Source organism: Paenibacillus sp. FSL K6-3182, assembly GCF_037976325.1.
Classification (GTDB): Bacteria; Bacillota; Bacilli; order Paenibacillales; family Paenibacillaceae; genus Pristimantibacillus.
This window is the reverse complement of sequence record NZ_CP150265.1, coordinates 391586-418519: the sequence shown is the minus strand read 5'-3', so window position 1 is coordinate 418519 and position 26934 is coordinate 391586. Positions and strand designations below refer to the sequence as shown.

25 protein-coding genes are annotated in these 26934 nt (G+C 45.0%); 4 read left to right on the top strand and 21 right to left on the bottom strand.

Translation table 11 applies throughout. The features are described from left to right. Positions 1 to 61: 61 nt before the first annotated feature. From MHH56_RS01925 to MHH56_RS01880, 10 genes are all read right to left on the bottom strand, one after another. Positions 62 to 1048 (bottom strand): cation diffusion facilitator family transporter, encoded by a 987-nt coding sequence (locus MHH56_RS01925; RefSeq protein ID WP_339206227.1) that lies wholly within the window; start codon positions 1046 to 1048, stop codon positions 62 to 64. 169 nt (positions 1049 to 1217) lie between these two features. Beyond that, on the bottom strand, positions 1218 to 1982 hold the full coding sequence (locus MHH56_RS01920; RefSeq protein ID WP_339206226.1) for a hypothetical protein: 765 nt from the start codon (positions 1980 to 1982) through the stop codon (positions 1218 to 1220). Positions 1983 to 2057: 75 nt separating this feature from the next. Beyond that, positions 2058 to 2618 (bottom strand): nucleotidyltransferase family protein, encoded by a 561-nt coding sequence (locus MHH56_RS01915; protein WP_339206225.1) that lies wholly within the window; start codon positions 2616 to 2618, stop codon positions 2058 to 2060. Continuing rightward, positions 2602 to 3330: a metal-dependent hydrolase gene (locus MHH56_RS01910; RefSeq protein WP_339206224.1), complete on the bottom strand. Its 729-nt coding sequence runs from the start codon at positions 3328 to 3330 to the stop codon at positions 2602 to 2604. The genes MHH56_RS01915 and MHH56_RS01910 overlap by 17 nt, the downstream gene beginning before the upstream one ends. Positions 3331 to 3384: 54 nt before the next feature. Beyond that, positions 3385 to 4434: a serine hydrolase domain-containing protein gene (locus tag MHH56_RS01905; RefSeq protein ID WP_339206222.1), complete on the bottom strand. Its 1050-nt coding sequence runs from the start codon at positions 4432 to 4434 to the stop codon at positions 3385 to 3387. Between the two features lie 127 nt (positions 4435 to 4561). Further along, complete coding sequence (locus MHH56_RS01900) at positions 4562 to 4954, bottom strand: hypothetical protein (protein WP_339206221.1); 393 nt, start codon at positions 4952 to 4954, stop codon at positions 4562 to 4564. Positions 4955 to 5145: 191 nt separating this feature from the next. Further along, positions 5146 to 5832 carry a polysaccharide deacetylase family protein gene (locus MHH56_RS01895; protein WP_339206220.1) on the bottom strand — a complete coding sequence of 229 codons (687 nt, stop codon included), beginning with the start codon at positions 5830 to 5832 and terminating at the stop codon, positions 5146 to 5148. A gap of 167 nt (positions 5833 to 5999) precedes the next feature. Then, on the bottom strand, positions 6000 to 6179 hold the full coding sequence (locus MHH56_RS01890) for a hypothetical protein (RefSeq protein WP_076268579.1): 180 nt from the start codon (positions 6177 to 6179) through the stop codon (positions 6000 to 6002). Between the two features lie 250 nt (positions 6180 to 6429). Then, positions 6430 to 6660 (bottom strand): hypothetical protein, encoded by a 231-nt coding sequence (locus MHH56_RS01885; protein WP_053373130.1) that lies wholly within the window; start codon positions 6658 to 6660, stop codon positions 6430 to 6432. A 145-nt stretch (positions 6661 to 6805) separates the two neighbouring features. Next, positions 6806 to 7123: a thioredoxin family protein gene (locus MHH56_RS01880; protein WP_083682069.1), complete on the bottom strand. Its 318-nt coding sequence runs from the start codon at positions 7121 to 7123 to the stop codon at positions 6806 to 6808. 193 nt (positions 7124 to 7316) lie between these two features. On the opposite strand from MHH56_RS01880, the gene MHH56_RS01875 reads away from it, so the two are divergent. The 3 genes from MHH56_RS01875 (at position 7317) to hflX (ending at position 13179) form a co-directional block, all read left to right on the top strand. Further along, positions 7317 to 8528 carry a hypothetical protein gene (locus MHH56_RS01875; protein ID WP_339206216.1) on the top strand — a complete coding sequence of 404 codons (1212 nt, stop codon included), beginning with the start codon at positions 7317 to 7319 and terminating at the stop codon, positions 8526 to 8528. Then, positions 8525 to 11482 carry a DEAD/DEAH box helicase gene (locus MHH56_RS01870; protein ID WP_339206214.1) on the top strand — a complete coding sequence of 986 codons (2958 nt, stop codon included), beginning with the start codon at positions 8525 to 8527 and terminating at the stop codon, positions 11480 to 11482. The genes MHH56_RS01875 and MHH56_RS01870 overlap by 4 nt, the downstream gene beginning before the upstream one ends. A gap of 431 nt (positions 11483 to 11913) precedes the next feature. Beyond that, positions 11914 to 13179: a GTPase HflX gene (hflX, locus tag MHH56_RS01865; RefSeq protein ID WP_339206212.1), complete on the top strand. Its 1266-nt coding sequence runs from the start codon at positions 11914 to 11916 to the stop codon at positions 13177 to 13179. A 139-nt stretch (positions 13180 to 13318) separates the two neighbouring features. Here the strand turns inward: hflX and MHH56_RS01860 are convergent, their stop codons facing one another. From MHH56_RS01860 to MHH56_RS01850, 3 genes are all read right to left on the bottom strand, one after another. Then, positions 13319 to 14233, bottom strand: coding sequence for a TIGR03943 family protein (locus tag MHH56_RS01860; protein WP_339206211.1), 915 nt, complete (start codon positions 14231 to 14233; stop codon positions 13319 to 13321). After that, entirely contained in the window at positions 14230 to 15180 is a 951-nt protein-coding gene (locus MHH56_RS01855) for a permease (RefSeq protein WP_339206210.1), read from the bottom strand. Before MHH56_RS01855 ends, MHH56_RS01860 begins: the two co-directional genes overlap by 4 nt. Positions 15181 to 15370: 190 nt before the next feature. Further along, complete coding sequence (locus tag MHH56_RS01850; RefSeq protein ID WP_339206208.1) at positions 15371 to 16291, bottom strand: aldo/keto reductase; 921 nt, start codon at positions 16289 to 16291, stop codon at positions 15371 to 15373. Between the two features lie 145 nt (positions 16292 to 16436). On the opposite strand from MHH56_RS01850, the gene udk reads away from it, so the two are divergent. Beyond that, on the top strand, positions 16437 to 17072 hold the full coding sequence (udk, locus tag MHH56_RS01845; RefSeq protein WP_076268584.1) for a uridine kinase: 636 nt from the start codon (positions 16437 to 16439) through the stop codon (positions 17070 to 17072). A gap of 449 nt (positions 17073 to 17521) precedes the next feature. Here the strand turns inward: udk and MHH56_RS01840 are convergent, their stop codons facing one another. From MHH56_RS01840 to MHH56_RS01805, 8 genes are all read right to left on the bottom strand, one after another. After that, positions 17522 to 18673: an MFS transporter gene (locus tag MHH56_RS01840; RefSeq protein WP_339206206.1), complete on the bottom strand. Its 1152-nt coding sequence runs from the start codon at positions 18671 to 18673 to the stop codon at positions 17522 to 17524. A gap of 18 nt (positions 18674 to 18691) precedes the next feature. After that, positions 18692 to 19789 (bottom strand): polysaccharide deacetylase family protein, encoded by a 1098-nt coding sequence (locus MHH56_RS01835; RefSeq protein ID WP_339206205.1) that lies wholly within the window; start codon positions 19787 to 19789, stop codon positions 18692 to 18694. Positions 19790 to 19944: 155 nt separating this feature from the next. After that, positions 19945 to 21021, bottom strand: coding sequence for a CopD family protein (locus MHH56_RS01830; RefSeq protein ID WP_339206203.1), 1077 nt, complete (start codon positions 21019 to 21021; stop codon positions 19945 to 19947). A 195-nt stretch (positions 21022 to 21216) separates the two neighbouring features. Next, the gene (locus tag MHH56_RS01825; RefSeq protein ID WP_076268588.1) at positions 21217 to 22062 is read right to left on the bottom strand and encodes a carbohydrate ABC transporter permease; all 846 of its coding nucleotides are present in this window, start codon (positions 22060 to 22062) and stop codon (positions 21217 to 21219) included. Between the two features lie 13 nt (positions 22063 to 22075). Beyond that, a complete protein-coding gene (locus tag MHH56_RS01820; RefSeq protein WP_054026051.1) occupies positions 22076 to 22978 on the bottom strand; it encodes a sugar ABC transporter permease in 903 nt (300 codons plus the stop codon). An 87-nt stretch (positions 22979 to 23065) separates the two neighbouring features. After that, complete coding sequence (locus MHH56_RS01815) at positions 23066 to 24433, bottom strand: extracellular solute-binding protein (protein WP_083682071.1); 1368 nt, start codon at positions 24431 to 24433, stop codon at positions 23066 to 23068. Between the two features lie 189 nt (positions 24434 to 24622). After that, positions 24623 to 25906 (bottom strand): extracellular solute-binding protein, encoded by a 1284-nt coding sequence (locus MHH56_RS01810; protein WP_339206200.1) that lies wholly within the window; start codon positions 25904 to 25906, stop codon positions 24623 to 24625. Positions 25907 to 25935: 29 nt separating this feature from the next. Beyond that, positions 25936 to 26922, bottom strand: a complete 987-nt coding sequence (locus MHH56_RS01805; protein ID WP_339206199.1) for a substrate-binding domain-containing protein — start codon at positions 26920 to 26922, stop codon at positions 25936 to 25938. Positions 26923 to 26934 lie beyond the last annotated feature (12 nt).

Below are 26934 nucleotides of genomic sequence, written 5' to 3'. Positions count from 1 at the left end.
CAGCTCCTATGAACTGCACCCCCTTTGTTAGACACCATCTAACATTGGAGGTGCAGTTTTTCTATTTGGATTCAATTGGATTCCAGCTTCTTTTGCCGTCATCCTCTAAAATCCCTAATGTCACATCTGCAATATCCTTGTCCTCAAGCAGCTTGGCGCGAACGAGAAACTTAATATCATCGGCTACCGCAAGCGTTAAACCAGGCTGCAGCTCCAAGTACCCCTCAACGTGGTAATAGCGGCCTTCTTGTAGAATGCGCATTTGATAAATATCGGTTACGCTCTGTTCGGAAAAAATAATACGGGACACCTTGTCTGCTACTTCCTTAGGGGCAGAAACACCAATGAGTCCGATCATATTGTCGTAGCCGACACGATAAGCAACACCAACCATTAACAGACCAATCAACAGGGTTGCAACACCATCAACCGTTTTAAACGAGGTAAATGCAGCAATGATGACCGCGATCATCGCCAAGGCAGCTCCCGAAACGGCGACAAGATCCTCATAGAAAACTAATCGTGTAGCAGGAGCGGAACGCCCTACATTTTTGAAGGCAGCGGAGAAAATACCGAGACCTTTCCCCTCCGCTCCCGCTTCGTGTATAATTTCCTTCATTGCTTTGACTAATATAAGCCCGTCAATAACTAAATTAACAACCAGAACCCCAATGTTTAGCCAAAAACCTTCACTTGCAACTGGATGCAAAATGAGATGCCAGCCTTCACGAATCGTTTCATAAGCCATAATAGTAACGACGATGACGGCAATCATACAAAAAATATTGATGACACGCCCAAAGCCGGTCGGAAACCTCGGCGTCGGTTTTTTCTCGGCAAGAATGCTTCCCGCAAAAACAAACCCTTGGTTTATCGCATCTGCCAATGAATGCATGGCGGAAGCAAACATCGCGCCGCTGCCGCTGAAGGCCGCTGCGAACCCTTTTATGGCGGCGATGAACGCATTGCCGATCATCGCTACAGCGGAAGATTTATTCCCTTTCTTTATAAGCTGCATAAAACTCTGACGTTCTGCTTTAGGCTCCATTTTCTCCCCCGCAACATTTTATTTACCATTACCATTCCACTATTGCCTGCTTTCAATCCCAGCACTGCTATTTTATGCTTACCCAAACAGGCAATAGGATAAACGGACAAAAGCTTTTCATTATGTCAGAGACAACTTTCTTCTTGCGTTATCGAAGTCCTTAGCATCATCATCTACCCTTCAAAGTCGCATGATTCCGGTTTTTCTGAGTCTTATTTACAAACGACTCCCCCGTCTCCGCTTGCACAGCATCTAGCTGAAATTGCACAGCACTCTTTGCTGTTAGGTTCGTAAACCGGACAACAAATCGTTGAGAGTCACTCCAATATATGTCATACTTCGGCTGCTCATTCGCTGCCATCCCGCTGAATGCAAGCGTATTTGCAATCGCATCGCGGACGGTTTCACGTTTCATATTGCGATTCGATAACACAATAACGCTGCTGCTGTCCTCATTCGCACTGATGGACAGGATCGGCTCCTCAAGATCAACAGCATTTATACCGAACAGCAACCGAATCCATTCACTCGGAAGGGTCCATGCATGGCTTTGACCGTCGTTGTCCTTTGTATAGATTTTCACACCCGTATCAAGCGAGTCAGTTGTGCGCAGATCATTGACGGTATAGGTTTGAGCTTGCTTGTCACTCTTCATTTCCACCTCATACATCAGACCAGATGGTTCCGGATCATCAATATAAGACGGATGGGCATCCATCAAGCCCTGCAGCAAAAGGGCTATATCCGCCTGTTGTTCAAGCAGAGAAAGCCCTTCTGACAAACCATTGATACTTGTAACGGTAACCGATTGAACCTGATCGAGAATAGGGAGAATAGGCTTTGGTTCATTTGCTTGCTGCACACTATTCTCGCAGCCAACCGCAAGCCATAACATGATTACGATGATCAATACCCATCTTTTTGACGGTTTCACAGCGTTCTCCTCCTAACATTTAGGTAGAGCTGCTTTTGATGGAGTACCCTCCTCTTTGCAAATAATACCGTGCTTTCATTGGCGTACTTTAGGCCAGCGCTCTTGAAACCTCTTTTGCTCAAGCCGTTTCTCATAAATGGCGATTCGATCCTCGTATTCCAAGTAAAAAGGTGATGGTCTAACAATCATTTCTAGAACATCTTCTATTCCACAAGGAGCAGTTAACACGAGTTTGTCATGCTGATCTATTTTCAAGCCTAGAGCGGTTACGGTCTCTGGAAATTTGGAAATGGCATCTGTGGAGCTGGAATACGGAGGATTGTTATTGATTACATGCATTCGAGATTGGTTCTTAACGGACCAAGATACGTGAGGGTTCATCTGATTTAATGTGTTTTCCAGCTGTTTCTCTATCTTCTCGTCTAGGTTGGAAGGATCGAAATAAACGACATCAACATCGGCCAGCGGCGTTCTTTCCGTAAATCCGTGAAGGGTATCCCAAATTTTGCTGCGAACGAAACCTGCACATACCCACCAATCTGGAAGCTGGAGCGTGCTAACCTCTCGTAAGATGTTCATCATCCACTCATCTCTATACACAAGCTGTATAATATCCTCTTCACTGTTTATCAACATTGATCCACTCTCCTGATTTGTTCATTTCTTGTTCAATATGTATGTCCAAGCCTGCTATAGGCGAATAGCCGTCTACACTTGTTTCATCCGTCCTCACCATGAATGACCACTTAAAGCCCTCTCTTGGAAAGGTGAGCATGACATAGATGTTTTCGTTCTTATACTTTTTTTCTAATGCATGCTGCAATTGCAGCTTCGAGAACGACAACCCTCCAAGATACAAAGCAACAAGGATTAGTCCTGATAAAAAAATACGCCTTCTTCTCCGAGTAGATGCCCCGATAATGAGAGCAGTGGTCAGCGTAATTAAAAGAACAGTGTCGTTTCTATTTACAATAAAGAAATCAGACTCCGTTTTAATAAAAGGATAAAAGGGAGCTACGCCATTGCCGATGAAATCTATAAATAAATGGCTAAAAACACAGATAGATAATATCAGCCAAGCCTTCTTAAACGAAATTTTCTTCTGGAATGCATGATAACATGCAGCAAAAAACAAACCAATCACAGGTACGAGCCAAATGGAGTGACCAAGCAGGTCTCCGTAAAGCTTCGAAATATCAGGAGAAATAGCAGCTGCACCGCCGAAAATGAAGAGAACCTTGCGATTCACAGTGGATGCAGCCGCTTTCCCGCAAAATAAATAGGCAAAGCTGGCGCCTACAACAAAATGTAAAAAGACGTGTATGATATGACCTGAAATATTCTCCATATTCACCTTTCAATCAAATTATAAAATTTGATATATGATTCTCGAATAAGCAGCCTACACTATCGGCAGTTCATAATGTTTGCACAACTCCCGAATGACCTCACCGATCAACGACTCGTTTTGAGGTTTACCTGGCTCTGCATTCATCATCACTGCTATACCGCTTTCTTGGCGCGGGTATCCAACCAGCTTGCATTGAGAACCAACTCCCCAGCCTTGAGAAACGAAGCAGAGCTGTTCTCCAGCATCAGGAAGAAATACGCCTAAGCCTGCACCTTTATCGCTCGCATAACCCGTAAGCATTATTCTAGCCATCGCTGGCCGCAAAATACCATTAGGATCGCCATTCCAAGCTTTCACGACCTCGCGTGCCAATACTAGCAATTCAGAAGGCGTTGTCCACAAGCCTGCTCCGGATAAATTGGGATAGTGCGCTCTCTTCCCCTCAACCACCTGTCCCCGTTTATCATGACCCATGGATGTGTTCACTGCCACGTTTGCGATACCATCCCAGAAAATAGTTTGTTTTAAGCCAAGCGGCTTCATAACAAGCCGCTCCATAGCAGCCGAAAAGGCTTCTCCTGATACATCCTCAAGGATTTGCTCCAAAACAGAATAACCTGCATCCGAGTAAGAGAATCGACTCTCTGGCAGGTGAGCAACTTCAACTAGTTTGGAATGATATTTCGTTGCTCCTAAGAGAAGCTCTTTTGGCGTAGGGAAAGGGTCTTGCTTCTGATAAGGTTCATAGCTCCCCCGTGCATCCACAATTCCCGATTGATGTGCCAGTAAACTGCGCAGCGTTACTTTCCTTTGCTGAGTGAACTGGTTTTCGGGCACCTGCCAGGAAACTAAGTAACGATTAACATCCTCCTCCAAGCTAAGTACGCCCTCTTGGACTAAACGAAGCACACCAATAGCTGTTACCATCTTGCTGATGGAGCAAGCAGGAAACAAAGTTTCCTCTGTCACCTTCTGCTGCATGCTCGCTTCAAGTACGCCATAGCTTCCTTGCCACACCATTTGTCCATGCTGAAGAACGGCAATTCCTAATCCCGGAACACCATTCAACTTCATTTTTTCTTCTATTTCCAAACTTATCATTGCCTCTTGGCACATAAGATCAGCTCCGTCACCAAACAAATTAGAATAATTTTTACCTCATTATTCCATTTCACTCTGTATGACGGGAAAAAGCAACAGCCAGTTGCAACATTTTTATGGCAGCCTATTATTTCTTCGATATCCGTCTAAAGAAATAAACACCCTCAACAATCAGCCCTGCCATAAAACCTCCTGCTACTGCTTCTAAAAATACGAGGAAACTAATTAGGTCCTCCCATCCAGTCAAACCTTTGGAATACATAGCCATCAGTATAAGACCTATTAGCATCCCAAGATTGGAGAACAGCCATAGCTTTCTCGCTCCAAGCCAGCCGATAAAACCGAATAAAAAAGATAATATGGCTGCGAGCAGCATAAATCGGAAAGCGTGCATGCCTGTGAAAGGCTGGCCCAATATAACAAAACGAATCAACCATAATAACAGACTAACAAGCAAGGAGGATGCTCCAGCTAGTAGCCACCACCTGCCGCTTCTGTTAGCGGGAATCCAGTGCATCAACCATCGCCCCCTCTTGTATAAATGTTCTTTTTTACTTAAACGCATGAAGCGCTTACTTTGTTTCGTTCATTCTTGTTTGTTCAGCATGTATTCAGCAATAACTGCTTGCAGCAAAAAAAAGGAGTACCGTTCGCCGCTGCTATGAAACCATAGAGACGAGCTGTACTCCTTTTTGATCATGCGATTGCTTGCTAAATGGATGCGGTTTGAAGAGTCGTTTCCTTAGGGAGCTGAAAAACTACATTTTTTGCAAGCAGCTTTTCCATTAATGCTTGAAAAGGAGTAACCGAGATCCAGTCGTGAATCATTATAATTTGTCCGCTTGTTGCTTGTAAATCATGATGTTGGTCCAGAACGTCCGCCGGCTCAAAATCGAACGTATCCCAAGTACAATCCACATGCAATCCGGTTTTTGGGCTGCCATTCTCGAAGAATGGCTGCTGATAGCCCAGCTCATCCAGTACACGTTGAATACCTTCGAAATGGTCATCATTCATTTCATCTAACAAATGCTGCATAAATGGAAAACGAAACAGCTTAGAAGGCCTTATCGTTTCTGCTTTATCGTACAGCTCATCTATAATACGGTCGGTTCGCTCGATCTGCCTTTTTACGTCTTGTAATCCGATAACAGAGAAATCTGCATGATCATAACCGCGATTCCCAATGATATGGCCTGCTTTAATCGCAGCTATCGCTTCCTCAGAACAGCTTTCCAATGCTTCGCCCATACAAAACCAAATCGCCCGAATCTCTTTTGCGTTTAGAAAATTGACCTTTTGCATAAAATCTTCAGCAGGACCTTCATCTATCGTGAGGCACACCGCTTTTTCAACCGCCAACATAGCAAGAAACCCCCGTTTAATTATTGCTGCCAACCTTTATCATCTATGTAGTATACCATAAGCATTCCTGTTCATTTACTCATCATTCCTAAAAGAATTTCATTTATAGCTATATGAAAAAATTACTCACAGCAAACCGAATGTCAGAATGACACCCGGCTTTTTTTGCAAGTAATGTAATTTCAATAATTACCGATCAACTAAGAATGTTTTCTAGCTGAATTCAATTCATTGGCATTTTGATGCCATTCCTTGAGCATGCTTTGGTAAAAATGACTTTCCTGCGTGCTGAGTCCCTGCTTGTTGTCTTTAATAATTAAATTGCCGATATTCCGCTTCAAAATGATGCTCCGACGTCCTAACATGTCCATATAAGTCAAGTAAAATCACCCTCCAGATAATGTTTTCCAATCGGTCGTTTTAAGTATAACGAATACGACTCCTATTGAAAAACAGCAACCAGTGGCGTTATTTCTAATAATGCTGACTAAGGCGGACTGAGCGGAAACGAGCAGCAGTCATTCGAAAACATCCTGCCATATCCTCCATATAACGTCCACATCTCCTCAGATGCGATATAATCACAACAAAAAACCACAGCCCATATTTGGCTGTGGTTTATCGCAATTATTAGGCTTTACCTAGGATCTCATCTATTTCGCTTTTCAGTAATAGATATCTGTGTACGCTGCGATTAATCGCAACCTTAGTGAGGTTATGCTTAAGCACATAAACCTTCATCTGGTCCTTAGTCAGGCCTAACAGGTCACCGGCCTCGGTAACGGTTAATACAACCTGCTTGCTCGTTGCGTTAAATGTTTTTTTTACTTTTTGATCCCAGTCTTCAAATACTACCTGCATATTTCCGACTCCTTTATCATAGTCAATGGTCTTTATTGACTGCACCTCTCAATTATAACACGAACAGCACTATAATCTTCACCTGATAAAAATTTTATAGTAAATAAAAATATATTTCGGCGGTTCTACGGAGAAATCATCCCCGTTAATCCATGTTCTTCATAAGTTTATACAAATAATCAACCGAACGCATCGCATATTCAAACTGATAAGGTTCTCCGTTCTTCAATAAAACAAGGCAAGGCACACTCGTAATTTTCCAAGCATTTCGCAGCTGGGGGGCGTAATTTATATTTATTTTATACAAGGTCGTTGGAACCTCCGCGGCTTCCACAATTTCCAGCATTCGTTCGGCGACCTTACAGGTTCCGCAAAACGGTGATGAAAAAAGCAGCGCATCCTTACCATTCCCTATCCGATTAAGCTTTAGCCAGTCTTCTTCTTGGATTTCTTGAATTGCCATCTGTCATCTTTCCTTTCTGCCGATAAAGACAGTCGTTCATTTGTTGCCGTATTTATATTGTAAAATGTTTTGGTGCTTTAGGAAAGACAAACTGAAGCGTACATGCATTTTATACTCCAAGCCATAAGCGAAATAAATGGTATAATTAGCTGATTCGTAAAATGATTTTATTCGTTAGGGAGACCACTTCGTCATGAAACCAATTGAACAAATGAACGTCGCAGAGTGGCACGCACTGTTTAAATCTCGTACCGAGTCTCTGTCTGACCTTACTCGAAATGCCGCATATGTACGCAGTGCAATTACAGCTATTAATCAGATAAAGCCTAAGCTTTCTTCTGCACAAAATAATCTATTCGAGCTGCATGCTCATCTTCATATTCTGATGCTGCTGCTTAATCTTATTCCCGATCAAAAGGGACATTCCGGCTCCTTTATCGGCTTCCATACACATGCTGCTATTTCTGATGTACAGCTTGCTATTGCTGAGCTCATGCAAAAAAAATCCAATCCTACCGATGGGCCCGACTATAGGCAGTGCCTAGAAGAAACATTAACCTTCTTGCGCAGGCTCATGCTGGCGGAATCAGGATCAAAGACGTATTTCTCCGATCCTTATTTTTGGTTATGGCAATACTGGATTATCCCTAACCAGAACGATATGAGCCTATGTCTAGAAGAGCTGCAGCAATTGAATGCCGCATCTTTAAAGCCCGGCTCAGCGCTCTCCCGCTACCCTTTGCTGCTTGCCGAGGTGTGGATGAACTTCTTCTTACAACGCGACGAAGAGGCGTGGAGCAAACTAAATGAAATAAGCAGCGGTAACGAGCTTCGTCCAGGTGACTTATTTCATGTCTTAACCACGATGTCTGAAAAAGAGCAGTGGCAGCGGTTATCGAATTGGTTAGTGGAAACGAAGCCGTATGTAGAGAAAAGCCGAATTAACGCCTTGGAAATCTTTTATAGCTACTGGGACGGGGTAATTGAACATATTCCAGATGCGGAGCAGCTGATGTGGGCGCCTCTCATTCAATCGCTTCCCTATGCTAGTTCTATTTACGAAGGAAAACTGCTCCGTCATGCCAAATGGCAGCAATGGATCGATTATCAGCTCAGCACGGGAACCGAGCCGCTTGACTATCGCGTTGGGGTGTTCGCCCCTATTGAGAAACATGCGCCGGAGCTGCTGCTGCCCTTTTATCATCAGGCTGTAGAAAGATATGTGCTGCTCAAAAATAGACCTGGCTACAAAACTGCTGTGAAGCTGCTCAAACGGCTGGCTAAGCTGTACAAGAAAAGGAAAGACGAGGAGCGCTGGGAAACGTTTATTGCAGCGTTCGCTTCTAGCCATAGCCGCCTTCGTGCGCTTCAGGAAGAGCTTCGGAGGGGAAAACTTATACCATGAGCAAGTTTACAAAAACAATTACGGTATACGCTAGTTTAACGACACATGGCGATGCTCTCCTATACGGAATGAGCGGCATGAGCGACTTCCTGCCCGGCGTCAGCTTGAAGCACAGCTTGTTCGCCTGGCATATGCTTTCCTTTTACGGCACAGAACTCGAAGTACAGCAGGTTGAAGGACTAGAGCTTGTATTGCTTCCAGCCGAGCAGGTTATTCCTTTTTTTGCGGAAAACACGGTCCTTGAGCACGTGGAATGGATATGGGAAGAGCAAGCTGGAATGCTTGTTGCGCTCGCCCCCTTGTTAGCAGCTGAAATAACTGCACATCGCTTTATACCAAGCTTCTCAGCCTTCCGTACAGGAAAGCTCCAATGGAGCTGGGATAGTGCTGCAATAAACGAACAAATTCAGAGCATGATCAGAAAAACTCAAACAGACGATAGCTTTAAGACGGGATTGCTTGCTGCTTTTTCTGCTGCTGTATTTGACGCTTATTATGGCACAGAAACGACTGCTGCTGATTTGCGCAGGGAATACCCGCTCCTCTTTGCCAAGGATGGCATAACCGCCGGACTTGATGCTCAGGCATGGCTGATCGCCATTGGCTGGAAAGCCGATCAAGCTCCATTTCGGCCAATGCTTCAGCTTATCGAGCCCGTTGATGTGGATGACCCGTGGCAGCTTAAGCTTATTTTGCAGGACAAGCTCGATCAAGCGGTTATTGTACCTGTTAAATTGTCTGCTACAGGCGAAGCTTACGGCTCATGGCCTGCTTCTTGGTCTCCCTCTATTCGTGAGCGTTCCTCAGGCTGGTTGGAGCGTCTGCGTGCTTGCCTGCCGACAAACCTGCTTGCGGGCAAGCGTGACGATATTTTAAACGTCCCCTTGAAAAATGATGCCGCGTGGCGGTTCCTTGCCGTAGATAGCCCCCGTTTATTAGACGCGGGCTGGCAGGTACTGCTTCCCGCTTGGTGGGAGACCGCCAGCCGTAAGAAACCACGCCTTCGCGCTAAGATCAGCACAAGTAAACGAGAAGAGGGCTCCGGTGAATCTTTATTTGGACTGGATACACTAATCGAATTCGATTGGCGCATTGCCATTGGAGACACCGACCTGACTGAATCCGAGTTTAATGAGCTTGTTGCCCGGAATGAGCGGCTCGTTCGCTTCCGAGGACAGTGGGTATCGCTTGATCCCGCCTTGCTCGCGCAAATTCGCAAAGCGATGTCGGGCATTGACCGCGCCGAAGGTTTATCGTTTCAAGATGTTCTTCAGCTGCATCTTTTGGGAAGCGGCAACGAGCAAGGGGATGATCAGCCTGAGCAAGAAAACGAAGCAGAGCAAGAGCATCGTATTCAGCTGGAAGTTGAACTGAACGAGCATTTGATGACGCTGGTCAGCCAGCTAAATCAACGAACCGAATGGCCTATGCTTGCTGTCCCTGCCGGGCTGCGTGCCGAGCTTCGACCTTATCAGCAGGAAGGTTACGCTTGGTTGTCCTTCTTACGTCGATTCGGACTTGGCGCATGCTTGGCTGACGACATGGGTCTTGGCAAAACGGTTCAGCTTATCGCCTATTTGCTCAATCTCAAGGAGAGCACAGCAGAGTCGGAGCAACACATGCCATCGCTCATCATCTGCCCAACCTCTGTACTGGGCAATTGGCAGAAGGAGATTAGCCGCTTTGCACCCTCGCTGCGCGTCATGCTTCATTACGGAAGCAGACGCCTCGGAGGAGAATATTTCCTTGAGGAGATTCGAAGCGCCGATGTCATACTAACTTCATTCGCAACCGCTACTCTTGATCAGGACATGCTGAAGGACATTACTTTTACAGCGATTTGCTTGGATGAGGCACAAAATATAAAGAACGCTCAAACGAAACAATCCGCAGCCGTTCGTAGCTTTACTGCGAAGCATCGTATCGCTTTGACGGGCACGCCGATCGAGAATCGTTTATCGGAGCTGTGGTCCATCTATGATTTCATGAATCCGGGGTTTCTGGGGAGTGCACATGGTTTCCAGCAGCGCTTCAGCAATCCCATTGAGAAGGAACGCAATGTTCAGCGCACCGCAGATTTGCAGAAGCTCGTTAAGCCATTCATGCTGCGGCGCAAGAAAAAGGACCCTGCGATCCAGCTTGATTTGCCAGACAAAAATGAAATGAAAACGTATATCCATCTCACAGCCGAGCAAGGCGCGCTTTATAATCAAACCGTTAATCAGCTTATGGATCGCATGCAAAAGCTTGAAGGCATCGAACGTAAAGGCGCCATTTTATCGTCCATTATGCAGTTGAAGCAGCTATGCGATCATCCGATGCTGCTAACGAAAGAACCTTTGGTGGACAGCTCTGCGCCCGCTGGCGAGCAAATGGATACAGAGCGGATTATAAGCCGATCGGCTAAGCTTGAGCGGCTGCTCGCCATGGTGAGAGAACTGCGAGATGAAGGCGAACGCTGCCTTATTTTCACGCAATACCTCGGTATGGGGGAAATGCTTCAAAGCGTGCTGCAGCAGGAGCTGCAGGAGCCGATATTATATTTGAATGGCAGCACCTCCAAGCTGGCGCGTGACCGCATGATTGAGCGGTTCCAGTCGCAACAATTGCCGCCGGAAGAGCAGCCTAATGTGTTCATTCTGTCGATTAAGGCTGGCGGAGTTGGGCTTAACCTGACCGCTGCTAACCATGTATTTCATTTTGACCGTTGGTGGAATCCTGCTGTGGAGAATCAAGCAACCGATCGGGCGTACCGAATGGGGCAAACGCGCGACGTTCAGGTTCATAAATTTATCTCGCTTGGCACGCTAGAGGAACGCATCGATGAGATGCTCGAAAATAAGCAGCAGCTCAGTGAAAATGTCATCTCCAGCTCTGAGGGCTGGATCACGGAGCTATCAACCGATGAGCTGAAGGAGCTCTTCACTTTGCGTCAGGATTGGAGCGATTCATAAGGGACTCTTTTCCTTTTGACTTGCCGTGAAATAGCCCTTTGTGCTACACTGATGCTAATTTAAATGAACGGAGGGTTACGTGTGATAGACTATATCCGAGTTAGGTCTTTGCGCAGCTGCTAATTGAATAGCGCCAAAGCTCTGCCTGTGTGCAGGGGACTCAGGATAGGTCTGCCCATTTTGAAGGTAACCCATATAAACAGAATACGTCGACTATTGTAGGGAGCATCCCGACTCGCGTATTCGCCTTTAGAGCGGAATTTCCATACGTTTATTTCAGCGTATATGGAAGACCATCAATCCATATTGATAAGGGATATTGGATTCCTTATGGATATTTTTACTGATACCCGCTTACCTATAACGGTGAACACAGGCAGAGCTGCCTGTGTTTTTTATTTTTTAAATAACCGTTAAAAGGATGATGAATAATGGAACAACCAAAACAAAAGGCGATTATCGTCGGAGTTCAGCTTCAAAATCAAACCGACTTTGAATACTCCATGGAGGAGCTTCGCAATCTAGCTTCCGCTTGTTATATCGAGGTCGTTGATGAGCTAAGCCAAAAGGCAGCACGCATTAACCCGTCTCACTATATTGGGACTGGAAAGATTCAAGAGCTGCTTGCCCTGCTCGAAGCGCATGACGCGCATGTCGTTATTTTCAATGATGAGCTCTCCCACTCTCAAATTCGTAATTTGGAAGCCGCTTTGGAGCGGACGGTCATTGACCGAACGATTCTCATTCTGGATATTTTTGCGGAGCGCGCCAAAACAAGAGAAGCCCAGCTGCAAGTCGAAGTTGCTCGGCTTCAATATATGCTTCCTAGGCTTGTCGGACTTCGCGCATCCTTGGGGCGGCAAGGCGGCGGAGCTGGTCTCAAGAACAGAGGCGCCGGTGAAACGAAGCTGGAGCTGGATCGCAGACGTATCGAAGAGCGGATCACTGCTTTGCAAGCCGAGCTTGAGAAGCTGGTAGCCCGGCGTCAAATTCAGCGGAAGCAGCGGCAGAAGAACGAGGTGCCTGTCGTCTGTCTCGTCGGTTATACGAATACGGGGAAATCCAGCTTGATGAATGCTTTGCTTGAGAAATACAATCCAGAGACAACCAAGCAGGTATTTGCCAAGGATATGCTTTTTGCAACGCTGGAGACCTCGGTTCGCAGTATTGATTTGCCTGACAACAAATCATTTTTGCTCACAGATACGGTCGGCTTCGTAAGCCAGCTTCCCCATCACCTGGTGAAGGCCTTCCGCTCAACTTTAGAGGAAGTAACTGAAGCTGATTTGCTCGTACATGTCGTCGACTACGCCCATGACGATTATGAGCAGCTTGTTGCGGTTACGAATGAAACGTTAAAGGAGCTGGGGGCTTACAATCTCCCAACGATTTATGCTTACAATAAATGTGATCTGACGGAGCATCATTATCCGGAAGTACGTGATAACAACGTCTACCTATCCGCCAAAAAGAATATTGGACTAAATGAGCTTATTCAGCTTATTCGCGATCATGTCTTCGACGACTATATGGAATGCGAGCTGTTGATTCCGTTCAACCAAGGGCGCTTGGTTGCTTACTTTAACGAGCATGCGCATGTGCATGCAACGGACTACGAAGCAGAAGGCACACGAATGAAGCTGGAATGCCGGGTATCTGATTTTGAAAGGTACCGAAATGAAGTAACGGTGCTTTAAGCTATAATAGTTGTTTAAAAGGTTAATTAAAAACCTTTTGAGCTAATACTGAAAAAGTCGTCGTTTTGTCGCTAAATGCAACAAGACAACGACTTTTTTAATGCTCTTCTGAACGTATCGGCTTCTTACTGCTTCCCCGTTAAGTGGAACGATAGACATATGGATCTTTGGGAGTCTCGATTGGCTTCCAGTCGGTCACCTTTAGAACAGGAATCGTTTGCTTAAAGGGCTGATAAAGCTCCCACGTCAGTTTCCCGTTTACATGCACCCAATCATCATCTTTAATTTGCGTGTTTTTCGGAAATTCGACAAGCATGCCAAAAACGCCTGAATCCGCCACACAATGAATGAAGCCAAACCGGAAAACAAAATAATGGTTGCCGTCCACCTGTTGTCCTTTGTAGGCGAACCCATCGAACCCGATTGATTTGCCCATAAATGCCTCTGGGGTATTGTAGATGACTTCCATGCCTTTCAAATAATCTGCGTCCGTCAAAATGACTTCATCCCGATTTATAAATTGCTCTAGTTCTTTATTTTTGACATTAACATAATCGTCCTTGGCGTAAAAAACGCTAGAATCCGGCTTCAGGAACTGGTGGGCGCCAGGATTGTTTTGGATGTTTTCGTCAAAGCTCGGGAAGGAAAAGCCTTTTGCCTTTACGAAGCTTGAATCAAGCGCATAAGCAGGCAGGAACAGCCCTGTAAAGATTGGCACAAATAAAATGAAGTAGCTGATAAATCGTTTTAGCCTCGTATCGTTGCCATGGGTGTGGCCATGATCATGATGATGAGTGTGATCATCATGTGCTTCATGACGGCATTCCAACTCTTCTGCATGTCCCCCTGCGGCAAGCGCCGCCTCCTTTTTTTCCTCGGCAATCTGCTGGCGTGAGACGCGAACAAATTCAAAGATGCTTAACAGACCCATAATAACGACGGCACTGATAGATAGGTAAGCATATTTCATATTGATATATTTATTAATATCTCCCGTATAATGCAGCATAAAAAACATAAAAGAAAATCCGAACAATATAACGAAACGAATCACCCGAAAAACCTCCCTACAAGCAACGATCCTACCAGCGTAAACAACGTTACAAGTACAATTAAAACAACGACAAATTTACTGCGGTATGTTCCGAGAAGCATGAGCGTGTTTTTAATATCGATCATCGGTCCAAAAACAAGAAAAGCCGATAGTGAGCCTACCGTAAATGTACTTCTGAAGGAAGCTGCGATGAAGGCATCCGCCTCCGAACAAAGTGAAATAAGGAAAGCTAGAGCAATCATCACTAATGAAGAAGTGACCGGATTGCTGCCTAAATGAAGTAAATAAGAGGTCGGTACAAATGTCTGCATGCATGCAGCGATAAATGCACCAAGCACTAAATATTTGCCGACGGAGAAAAACTCTTCAATCGCGTGCACGACTACCTCATAAAGTTTCTTACCGGATGAAACGCGGGAAGCAGCAGGTATTTCCAAGCCAGGCTCCATGGCCGCGGCAGCTTGTTCGTCTTGAATGCGGAACGGAAGCTGCTTGAACATAAACGACAGGATAATCGATACAGAGAACGCTACCGCGATAGCAAGCCCAGCCCGAACGCCAACCATCTCCCAGTCATTACCAAAAGCGATATAGGTGGAGAATAAAACAATGGGATTAATAATTGGTCCAGTAAGCATAAATGCAATTCCGGCATGCAGCGGCATGCCCTTGTTTATTAATCTTCGCGTAATGGGGACAATCCCGCATTCACAGGAAGGAAAAAAGATACCGATTCCGCAACCAAATACGGTAGCCAGATAACGGTTGCGCGGCATGATGCGTGTGAGCCATCCTTCCTTCACAAAAGTTTGAATCAATCCGGATATAAGAACACCGACTAAGACAAACGGAATAGCTTCCATCACCATGCTAATAAAAATCGTATTTAATTGATATAAGGTCGTCAAGCTTGCTCCTCCTGCGCTTACTTCATTTTCCAAATGCATATAGTAATTTCCTCTTGCCTCTGTATATGGTTGTAAACCACTCGCAACCTGTATGTCAAGCCTGCCGAAATCAGTTATTGAATTGACATAAAAAAGACTGATGATCACTCACCAGCCGACTTAGCTATTCTATACTCTTTTATCACTGCGATCCTTTATGAGACAGCACCTGCTCGTAGATATTGACAGACTAATTGCTGCGATCCTGCGGGTGAGGCTCGACTGCAAGCATTGCCGCCTTTGCGTTCGCTTCAACCTGAGCCGGGTCCTTGCAGCCCGGAATGACAGCCGTTACGGCTGGGTGCTTCAAGCACCAAGCAAGCGCCCAGCTCGCCATATCGACACCTTGCGGCACCTCTTCACGCTGAATGTGTTCTACTTCCAGCAGCTTAAGCCGCGTGTTCTCTTTATCATGCCTGTGGCGTACATCGGTATCACCGAACACGGCCCCCGGCTTATATTTGCCGCTCAAATAGCCACTCGCCAGTGGAACACGTGCAAGCACGCCCAAATCCTGCTGCTCGCATGCTGGAAATACTCTTTCCTCCGGCTGACGGTCGAGTCGATTATATACGACCTGAATGACGCGAGAATTCACCTTTGTGGATGCTTCTGTCTGATGCAGATTGTCATTGCTGCCGATAGACGTCCCAAGAAAACGGATTTTACCGGCTGCAATTTGCTTATCCAGAGTGGTCCACAGCACATCATTATCAAATGCTTGGTCTGGTCCTGAGTGGAACTGGTACAGGTCAATATAGTCCGTCTGTAGCGCCTTCAGTGAAGCATCAAGCTGAGCTACAACACCTTCGGCGTCAAATACGTCGGTACGCGTGAAGCGCTCGTGGAAATGATGGCCAAACTTTGTTGCTATGATCCAATCCTCGCGGTTGCGGCGGCTGATATAATCTCCAATGAGTGACTCTGAGAGGTGATCACCGTAACATTCTGCGGTATCAATCAGATTGATGCCAAGCTCACGCCCTTTATCGAGAATCAAATCGACTTCGTTCTGCGAATACTCCTGGCCCCATTCTCCTCCAAACTGCCAGGTTCCGATGCCGATTACCGACACATTTAGTTCTGTGCTTCCGAGTCTTCTATACTTCAAGATCAACACTCCTTCTAAATGATGTAGCCTGTCCTTTTCATTTTAACATTTTAAACCATGAGTAAGAAATAGCATGCTCCCGTATTCTGTGCTACAATACTGAAATTGCTATGGCAATTTTATTAGGGAGGTTTACTGAATCACCATGCTTATTATTGGTATCGCTGGCGGCACCGGCTCGGGAAAAACTACGGTTGCACGCTCTGTCATTGAACGTCTTGGATCAGAAAAAGTAACTTTCATATCTCAGGATAACTACTATAAAACCTATTCGCATCTCAGCATGGCTGAACGTGAATTGATCAATTATGATCACCCTCTCTCTTTTGATATCGAGCTGCTCGCTCAAGATCTGCTGCTTCTAAAAGAAGGGAAAACCGTTTACGCGCCAGTCTATGACTTTGCCGCTTATGCTCCATCCACAACAGAAACGGTAGAGCTTAAGCCGAACAATATCGTAATATTGGAAGGACTTCATGTGCTCGCGGAAGAGAGCATTCGGAAGCTGCTCGACATCAAAGTATTCGTCGATACGGATCCCGATGTACGTATTCTCCGTCGTGTGCTTCGGGATATTGAGGAGCGCGGCCGGACGATCCAGTCCGTTCATGACCAGTACTTGAAGACGGTCAAGCCGATGCACGAGGCTTTTATCGAGCCATCCAAAAAATATGCCGATCTAATCATTCCCGAAGGCGGACACAATGAGGTCGGCATTCAGTTGCTGTCCATACTGACTGAAAAATATATGACAGATCACGAGCCGCCGATTCTCGGTTAATTGCGCTCTAAACATAGGAAAAGGGCAGTCCCTCCGGTCATTTCAGACCATGAGGGACTGCCCCTTTTTTAGTAAATGTAAGTTTAAAGTGCCATTCGGCAGCCTCTCAGCAAAAATAAGACTACTTTCTAGATCTATTTCAGCAAAATGAGCTCATTTGAAGATAATAAGACTATTTTCTAGTTTTATTTTCACTTAAAACACGATACTGCGCCATCCGGTCGCTTCTCAGCAAAAATAAGACTACTTTCTAGGTCTATTTCAGCAAAATGAGCTCATCCGATGATAATAAGACTAGTTTCTAGTGCTATTTTCACCTGAACCACGCATACTGCGCCATCCGGTCGCTTCTCGGCAAAAATAAGACTACTTTCTAGTTCTATTTCAGCAAAATGAGCTCATCCGATGATAATAAGACTATTTTCTAGATGTATTTCAGCGAGCAACCATTAAACAATAGAGTTCGTTTGGCTTCCGCGCTCATGATGCTTGTTTGCGAAGAACAGCACTGAAGCCGTCAGACATAAACAAAACAGAATCAAATAAAGAAATGGCGCTCCAAAGTAATCGACCACCGCGCCGCCCATCGCATTACCGACAATGCCGCCAAGTCCCCAGGTTACAGCCGCATATACCGTTTGCAGAGTTGCTTTCGTGCCCTCAGTCGCATAGCTTTGTACGATTTCAACAGCTGTGCCCGCGACAAAAGCGAACGCGATCCCATTTAACAGTTGAACCGCCAGCGTCAATGAAACGTTGTCGAAGAAAAACATCGCGAAATATTGGATGCCATAGATCAAAGCCGCGACGCACAGCAGCTGGTATCTGCCTATTCGCTTGCTTAGCTTCGTCGCCACCCAGAACATCGGCACCTCAATAATAGCGGCTATCGCAAATGCACTGCCGATCCAGCTCTTATCAAAACCCATTTCCTTAAAGTATAATGGCAAAAAATTCATATTAATCGATGCAGACATCATCATCAGCATGCTTGTAGCGACAAAGATCATAAACGGCTTATTGCGAACAACCTCGCCCATTTGGCCGAATAACGTCACATTTCTACGAGTAACCTTCGTTGCTGGAAGCAGCATGAGCGCCAAGCAGACGGTTATACTCACAATAAGATAATAAATAAAGATATCGTTGTAGCCGTATTTTTCGTATAAAATGCCTGTAGCAAAGGTACCTATCGCATAACTTAAAGCTCCCCATAACCTGACGCTGCCAAAGGAAAAACCTTTTTTGCTGGCAATTTCTACTGACATCGCGTCGCCTATCGGTCCGCCAGAGGATTGAAACCATGCAAAGAAAATAGACAAGAAAAGAATCCCCGGAAGTCCCTCCATAAGCTGAAATCCAAGCCCGAGGATCGGAGCAATGATGACGCAGATCATGATAATTTTGCGCGGATTGTTGATTCGGTCATTAATCATGCCCATCACGGGCTGGGCAATGACGCTGACCAGAGCCCATAAAGACAGGATGAGACCAACCGTTGTATGGCTAAAGCCGCGATCACTGAAATATAGACTGGTGTAAGGCATAACGACAGAAATGGCTAGATACCATAAAAAATAATAGGTTGCTAATGACTTCACCGGGTACGTACCTTCTCTCTACAGCTCTTCCTTAATCTCCGATTGCCAGTCGAGCTGCCTGCACATCTCATGCATATTGCGAATATCCCGTCTTGCTTCAATGCGGGTTAACCCTAATTCCATTGCATGCTTAGCAGCCCATCGAAGCAAATACACGAGCGTATCCGCTTGCGCTTCCTTAGCCGCAAAGTCGAGTAGTACAAGCGTATCTTCTACGACACCAGCGCGTACGAAACCCCAATAGGAGCCTTCAAACTGCCATATGTGGAACAGCTCACGATTCTCTATAACGCCGAATTCATGAATTGGATTCTCCAAATGCTCAAGCCATTCCAGCTCAGAATTGAATTGAAGCGTGTATTGTGAAACGTTCCATGCTATGGTCTGAGCAGCTAGCGCAGACAGCTCCTCTTTATTTGCCAAGGGAGCCCAGCCCTCCGAAGGATAATCCAGCTCAGACGGAACCTCAACCGTTATTTTCCAAGGCTTGTAGCCTACTTCTAACCCTGCTGACTCCAGCATTTCGGGAATACCAACGCATCGTAATCCTCTTTGCTTAGCGGTTTGGATAAGTGCTCTTAAAGCCTCCGGAGTGCCTGTCGCAATATCATTGCTATGCATGACGACAATCGTCCCTTTATCTAGAACGGGTTCGACCTTTGCAATTATATCTTCCGAAGAAACGCCCCTCCAATCTCCTGAATCGACGCCTTCAATGTCCCGGTAGCCGCCCCATTCATCGAGCCAATCCAAGTTTTCCTCACGGAAAGAACAATAAGGAAAACGCATAAAAGTTGGGCAAGCAAGGCCTGTCGCATCCTGATAAGCCAGCTCGGTCAGCTTAAGCTGCTCCAAAAATACAGCCTTAGGCACCTCTGCCATTCGGCGATGATGGTACGTATGCGGAGCAAGCACATGACCGCGTGAAAGTATTTCTCTAGCTTTATCTGGATATCTATCTATCCACTCGCCCGTAAAAAAGAAGGTGCCAATCGCTTCTTCTTCCTCTAGAACAGAAAGCCAAAGTTCAAGTGATAGATGTGAAGGCCCGTCATCAAACGTAAATGCACATATCGGCTGGTCGTTATTTCCCTTCCAAAACGCTTCAATTGTCATAAGGCAACCCCTATTCTCTCGTTAGTTTCCTGTATTATAGTTGAGAATAAAAAAATGTTCCAATACTCTCCTCTCCTTATCTAATACAATCCTACTGTCTTACAAAAAAAACTCGTCCTGCTTAAAAAGCAAAAACGAGTTTCCTTCTATCTGCACTATTGAACAGATAAGAGTATGCCAAAAAACGGGAATAAGACAGCTATGCAGGCAAAGGCAGCAAACATGCTGCGTTTCTCTTTTTTATAGCTGGGAAATAATAAGGCCAGTGCTGCAATTCCAATAACAATCATACTGATATATACCAAACTCCAGTTCCACTGCAGTGACAAGTCTTGCAAATCGCCATGCAAAAAAGTAAATAACGGAGATGGAGAAGGCTGCTCGAACTCCCCTTCATGAGGCGGCTCCTGTACACCCATGTAGGCGGTTGTGATGAGAATGACAAGTGCAATAAACGTTTCCGCTCGAAGCCACCATTGCAATCTACTTTTATGTCGACCATTATCTGTAATCTTTGATAGAAACCCATTCATAAAGCCTAGAAGAACAAGCGGCAAGAAAACAAGATGCTTAAGTAGAAGCGCTTGTCCATAATTGATTCCCCATGAGTTGACATAACCATCGACTAGGAGAAACATCATCATTATACCAGCCGCTACAATTAGGACGATGCTGCTGATCGACATTGGCGTAAACCATCGTACAAACGCCTTCCAGTTCCATTCCCCATTTGTAAACCAAGCAACAATAAGAAGCGTGCCGAGCCAAAGAGAAACTGCAGCGACATGAACGGATTGTGAAAGCACGCCCCAGAAAGGCGAGAAGCCTGCCGGATGGCTGGCCCAGCCATGAGCTAGAATACTGGCACACCATAAGGTTGCTAGAACCCATTTGGTCATTTTACCCTGCAAGCCTTTAAACTGTGTGATCATGTACATCACGGTACATATAATGAGATTCCAAACCCAAGCATTGCCGTACGAATAATCTTTTACAACAATTAATAAAACTTGAATGAAGGGCATGTCCTGCGCAAAATCGCGTAAAACGAGCGCTGATCGAAGAATCGACATAAATGAAAAAAGCGGGATTGCCAATAAAGCATATTGAAATAAATCAGTGATATTCTTTAATTGTGGCTTGGACTTCTCTGGAATGAATTGAATCAATAGATAACCACCGGTCAAAGCAAAGGACAAATAAAGCAGCGTTTCAAACAAATAAATGTACAATATGATCAACTCCAAGCACAGGGTTCAACTCAAAAGTCATCATATCATAAATAAAAACAAATGAATGCATGCTCATATGATATTTGTTTGAAAAATAGGAATGCCCGCACTCGAGCACGTATTCCCTAAACGAACAGCTCCTTCCTCGGAAGAGAAAAGAGCTGCCAGCTGCTATTGGATTATTCAAATATTAGCTTATTTAACCGCACCAGCTGTAATCCCGCTTGCGATTTGCCTTTGAAAAATAATATAAATAATTAGAACGGGAATAATGGTGATCAACAGCGCTGCGAACAACGGACCCCACTCTGTACGATACTGCATCTCGGCTTGCATAACGCCAATTTCCACCGGCAGCGTATACTGGGTCGGATCATTAATAAGTATCGTACCCACGATATATTCGTTCCAGATGTTCAAGATATTGACGATGCCAACCGTGATCAAGCCTGGCTGCGCCAGCGGAAGCATAACTCGGAAAAATGTCCCGTAATAAGAAGCGCCATCCACGATCGCTGCTTCCTCGAGCTCCTTCGGCAGCGACTTGAAAAAACCGACGAGCACAAAGATGCCGAAGGCCAGCAAGCTGGACGTATAAACAAATATCAATCCGAGCTTCGTATTAATTAGGCCGAGTGAATTCATTAAGAAAAACAACGGAATGAGTGCTAGTACAAACGGTACCATCATTGAGGAAATATAAAGCAGAAACAACGCATTGCTTCCTCTAAATTTATATCTCGCCAGCACATACGCTGTCGTTGCGGATAGCAGCAGCGCCAATATCGTCGATCCCGTCGTAATGACAAGGGAATTCACGAAATAAGTATCAAAGTGGTATTTGCTCCACACATACGAGAAGTTGGACCAAATAAGCGGAATCTCCGGCAAAGCCCACGGTGCATTTAAGAAAAATTGTTCATTATTTTTTAGAGAATCAAGCAAGGTCCAAATGAGCGGGTACAACACCGATATGCCCCATAGGATCAAAATGGCATAGATGATTAGCTTGGCGATCGGATTTTTAATCTGTATATTCATCTCTTTATCCCCCTTAGCTCATCTCAACGGGATCATGACGCATAAGCCGTTGAAGTACGATTGTCGTAATTAAGGACAGGACCAGGATGATAAACCCTATCGAAGCACCATACCCAAAGTGGAATTGCCGGAATGCCATTTGATACAAGTAGGAGCCCATAACCTGTGTACTGTTATCCGGTCCGCCTTCTGTCATAATCCATACGATTACGAAGGAACCGTTAAGCGTAGTCATCATGATGTTAAGAATGGACACTTTCATCTGCTCCCAAACGAGCGGAAGCGTGATGCTCCAAAACTGTTTCCATTCCCCTGCGCCCTCAATACTTGCCGCTTCAAAATAGGAAGCAGGAATGCTTTGAATAGCTGCAATGAGAAGAATCATATAAAAGCCGATACCCGCCCAAATAGCCGGAGGCAGAAGCATCCAAATCGTATGATCTGAAAAACCTAGCCACGTTATCGATACTTTTTCACTCGTGAATAATGACAAAAATGCATTCAAGAAGCCAATTTGCGGATTATATATGAAATTCCACAATACGCCAATAACAACGACGGAAATTACATTCGGAATGAAGAAAATCGACCGAAAAAATCCAGCCAGCTTAAAGCCAAACCTAGTGAGTGCTACTGCAAAAAACGTCGCGAGAAGCATAATTCCGATTACTTTGCCAGCAACAAGAAAATAGTCGTTGCCGATCGCTCTCCACACAATGGGATCATGGAACATCTCTTTGAAATTATCAAAACCAACAAACGTTTTTGTCTCCGACATGCCGGACCAGTCAAAAAATGAATAATACAAGCTTTGCACTACCGGATAGATTGTAAATACGCCGAAAAATAAAAGAGTTGGGATGATGAATGATGCGATAAATATATTTCTCTGCCATTTTACTGTCCCTGAGTTCATACCTTCCATCCCTCCGAGTAAATTCACAGAAAGTGATCGAGGCGTTGTGCCTCGATCAATCTCTGCCGTCAATCTTTTGAAGGCTTATTATTTGCTAACCTTTTTCACCACGTCAGTTACCCGCTTAACCCACTCTTCAGGCGTAATTTTGCTAATCGTCAGTGCATCTGTTGCATCCATCATCGCTTTATCAACGTCTGCGTTGTAAGTGATTGTTGGGATAACAACCGTGTTAGGATCTGTCAAATATTTAGCAGCATCTTTAACATGGCTTGGCGCATTGGAGCTGCTGATGTCGCCTTTAATGTTGGAAGGAGCGCCGCTTAGCTCAGCCCATTGTGAAGCTTGATCTTTCGAGAAAATGAATTGCAAGAACGCTTTAGCTGCTTCTTTATTTTTCGCTTTTTTCGCGATGGCAACAGTAGCTGTGGATGTATTCGCAACCACTTTACCGCCTGCTTCTTGCGTAATGGAAGGAATGAAACCAAAGTCAAAGCCAGCAGGAACGTCTTTAGCCATTTCATTAGGCAGCCAAAGGCCATTCACAATGAAAGCATCTTTATTTTGCAGGAACAGCATTTGTGAATCAGTGTGATTGATTTGGATGGAAGCTTTGTCGATGTAATCCTTATCGCGCATTTCTACGATTTTATTCAATGCAGCTAGAACAGCAGGGCTTTCAAAAGCTTCTACTTTGTTAGCAGCCATATCTTGAAGAATAGAGAAATCATTGTTGTTTGCTGATACGATAGCCGGATACAGGAACGAGCCATTGATATAGTACGGGTATTTACCTGTGTGAATGAACGGCGTAATGCCGTCTGCTTTGATTTTTTCGCTTACAGCAAGGAACGATGGGAAGTCAGTTGGCTCAGCCCAGCCTTTTTCCTTGAAGAGCGCTTTGTTCCAGAAAACACCCCATGAGTTCAATACGAGTGGAATGTTGTATACTTTACCGTCAAATTGTTGAGCAGGTTGAGCTAAAATGTCGCTGATTAGATCACCGTCAACGTTTTTGGCATCTTTCAGCCAATCCGTCAAATCTTCCAACTGGCCGTCTTCAACCATTTGGCGATCGTTCAATACCGGACCATCGATGTATACGAAATCTGGCGGGTTGCCGCCGATCCAGCGCGGTCTATTTTGATCGTTAATTTTAGGTCCTGCGGATTCTTTAATGTTAAGCTCCGGATTTGCAGCTTGGAAATCAGCAATAACTTTTTTCCACCATTTATCGCCATACCCGCCCACAAAATATTGAATTTCGAAATCGCCTGTTAGCTTAACCGTCGTGTCGGTAGCAGCAGGTGCGTCCGTCGCTTCAGCAGCCGGCTCCTTTGTAGGTGCATTAGTAGCTGCTCCACCATTATTGCTATTCGAGCCACATCCAACTAACGATACGGCAGCCAAAATAACGGCGATACCAAGCGCTGCAATCTTTTTCTTCATAATCATTAAAGCAAACCCTCCCAAAAATGATGTTTTTTACACTGTACTTAGGGGCTCATCTTGCTGCTCCATCGTGTAATTTCATCATAAATTGGGAGGGCTATAATCTCTATTGAATATCTTCCATATATTCTTTATTATCTTCTCTTCCGTGCATATAAAGCTATTTTTCGAGTAATTTCGCTAAGATAGCGCTTATTTTTGCTGATTGCTCTTGTTTTCTGCAAAAGACTGCAATTCATCTAATGCCGCTTTTGGCGTCATTTGCTCATATAGAACAGCTTCACCGAGCTTACGGGTATAATCAAGCACCGCTTGCCAAGCAGGCTCCTTCGCCGGATAAAACCTCGCTTTGCTTAACGCTTCCAAATCGCTTTTAATCACTTCGCTCTTCTCCGACAGCTTGGCGCCCACCGTCGTTGTAACGGGAAGAAACCCTTCGCGTTTAATCATTTCTTCATAAGCTCGGTCTTCATAGAGGAAGTCAAGAAACTTGGACAACGCTTCTTTGTTGGTATGATCAGTTTTGAAGGAAACGAGCAGATCATGTACACCAAACGTAATTGGCGATGTACCATCCTTTACTGGAATCGGACCCTTTCCCCATTCCAGCTCCGGAAACTCTTTGGGGACGACTGCCGAGAAATAATTGCCGGATATCATCATAGCAAGATTGCCTCCGCCCATAATTCGCTGCTTCTCGTCGCGAGTCGTTATGTTTGGCTCTGGCTCAGTCAAGCCTTTATCAAACAGCTCTTTAAAAAAAGACAATCCTTCCACATTGGTCGGTGAATTAATGGCCCATTTCCCATTCTTAATCCAATCTCCGCCCGAGCCAAAAAATATATAAGACAAAGTCGCCTGAGTCTCATTGTCCGACAGGTCAATTCCGAAGCCGTCTGCTGCGCCAAGCGCTTTAATTTTCATTGCGGCCTGCTCCAGCTCCGACCATGTTGTCGGAGGGGCGGCAATGCCCGCTTTGCGGAACAGCTCCTTGTTGTAGTATAAATTCCGTGTAGTGGCTACGTATGGAATTGCGTATTGCACCCCATCTATCTGATCCATATCTACTAAGTTCGGATACAGCCGATTCGCTAGTTCAGGCGATATAATATCGTCCATATTATTCAACAAGCCATCCTTGGCGTAATGGGCATACACATTCGTATTCAGAAGATCGGGAGGCTGGTTTTTGCTAATCATTGTCGTATAGATTCCATCGAGTATATCCCAGTTGGCTACTTGCAGCTCTACATCAATGAGAGGGTTTTTCCTCTCAAACTCTTTTACCAGCTTCTCAAGCAGCGGCTTCGTTTCCGTACTGTATTCAGAGGCGACAAACCGAATCAACGCCCGCTCCTCCTTCGGAGCTGCAACTGGCTCTGGGTTCTCGTTCATGCACGATGAGGAAACTACTGTAATTAACAAAAGGCTGATAGCAACCATAAGAGGCTTAGTTCCATAACGTTTTCGCTGCATAGGGTTATATTATCCTTCCAAATAGGAATCTACTTACTCGTTATAAATGGGAATAGCAGCTTCTGATTTTCCGTTGTATACATATTTTCTTTCGTGATGACATTGGATTCGATATAGGTGATAGGCTCGGTTTTTTCTCCATCAATTAGCTTTAGCGCCGCTTTCACGCCAAGATAACCCATATTAAATGGCTTTTGTACAATAGAAGCTGTCATAATGCCCGACTCCAGCAATTGAACCTCATCACTGGTGCTATCAAATCCAATAAGATTAATAGCACCTGTCTCGTTATACTCCTTCAACAGCCTTGCAACCCCCTGTGACGCGGATTGATTGAGCGTAATAAATGTATTAATGCCGGAATCACTTCGAAGCAGCCGCTTGGCAATTTCATAGGCTTGATCCTCGGAATCATCTGCATAATAGGTTTCCATTGCACTCGCTTTGTAGCCCTTCAATGCAAGGCGCATTCCCTCCAGCCTCTCTTGCGAAATAATCGAGCTCGCGTAATCACTTATAACGGCAATATTCGGATCACCGTCCGTTTCCTGAATGGAGGTTTGTCCTGCTAGTTGCCCTGCTTCTTTATGGTTGCTTGAAACAACAATAGGAGAAGGCTTCATACTCGGAGAATGATTAATAATGACCAGCTTGATTCCTGCAGCGCGCGCCTTGGCAAGAATAGCTGGCATTCGATTATCCATTACCATATCAATGACAATCGCCTGCGGCTTCCGTGCGATCGCATCCTCCAGAATTTGAATTTGAGCATTGGAATCGCCTTCAATAAGCGGGCCTTCTACACTCAGGTTCAGCCCTGTTTCCTTAGCTGCTGCTTCCGCACCTTGATTGACTGCCTGCCAGAAATCAAGTCGAATATTTAAGGATTTCAAAATGACCGTAACATTTTTCTCTTCATGGTTAACACCAAAAAGCAGATTAAAGTTGAATACAAAATAGATGGCAATCATCGCAATTGCCACGACTAGCAGCAGCGTAAATCGATGCTTTCGCATTATTTTGCTTCC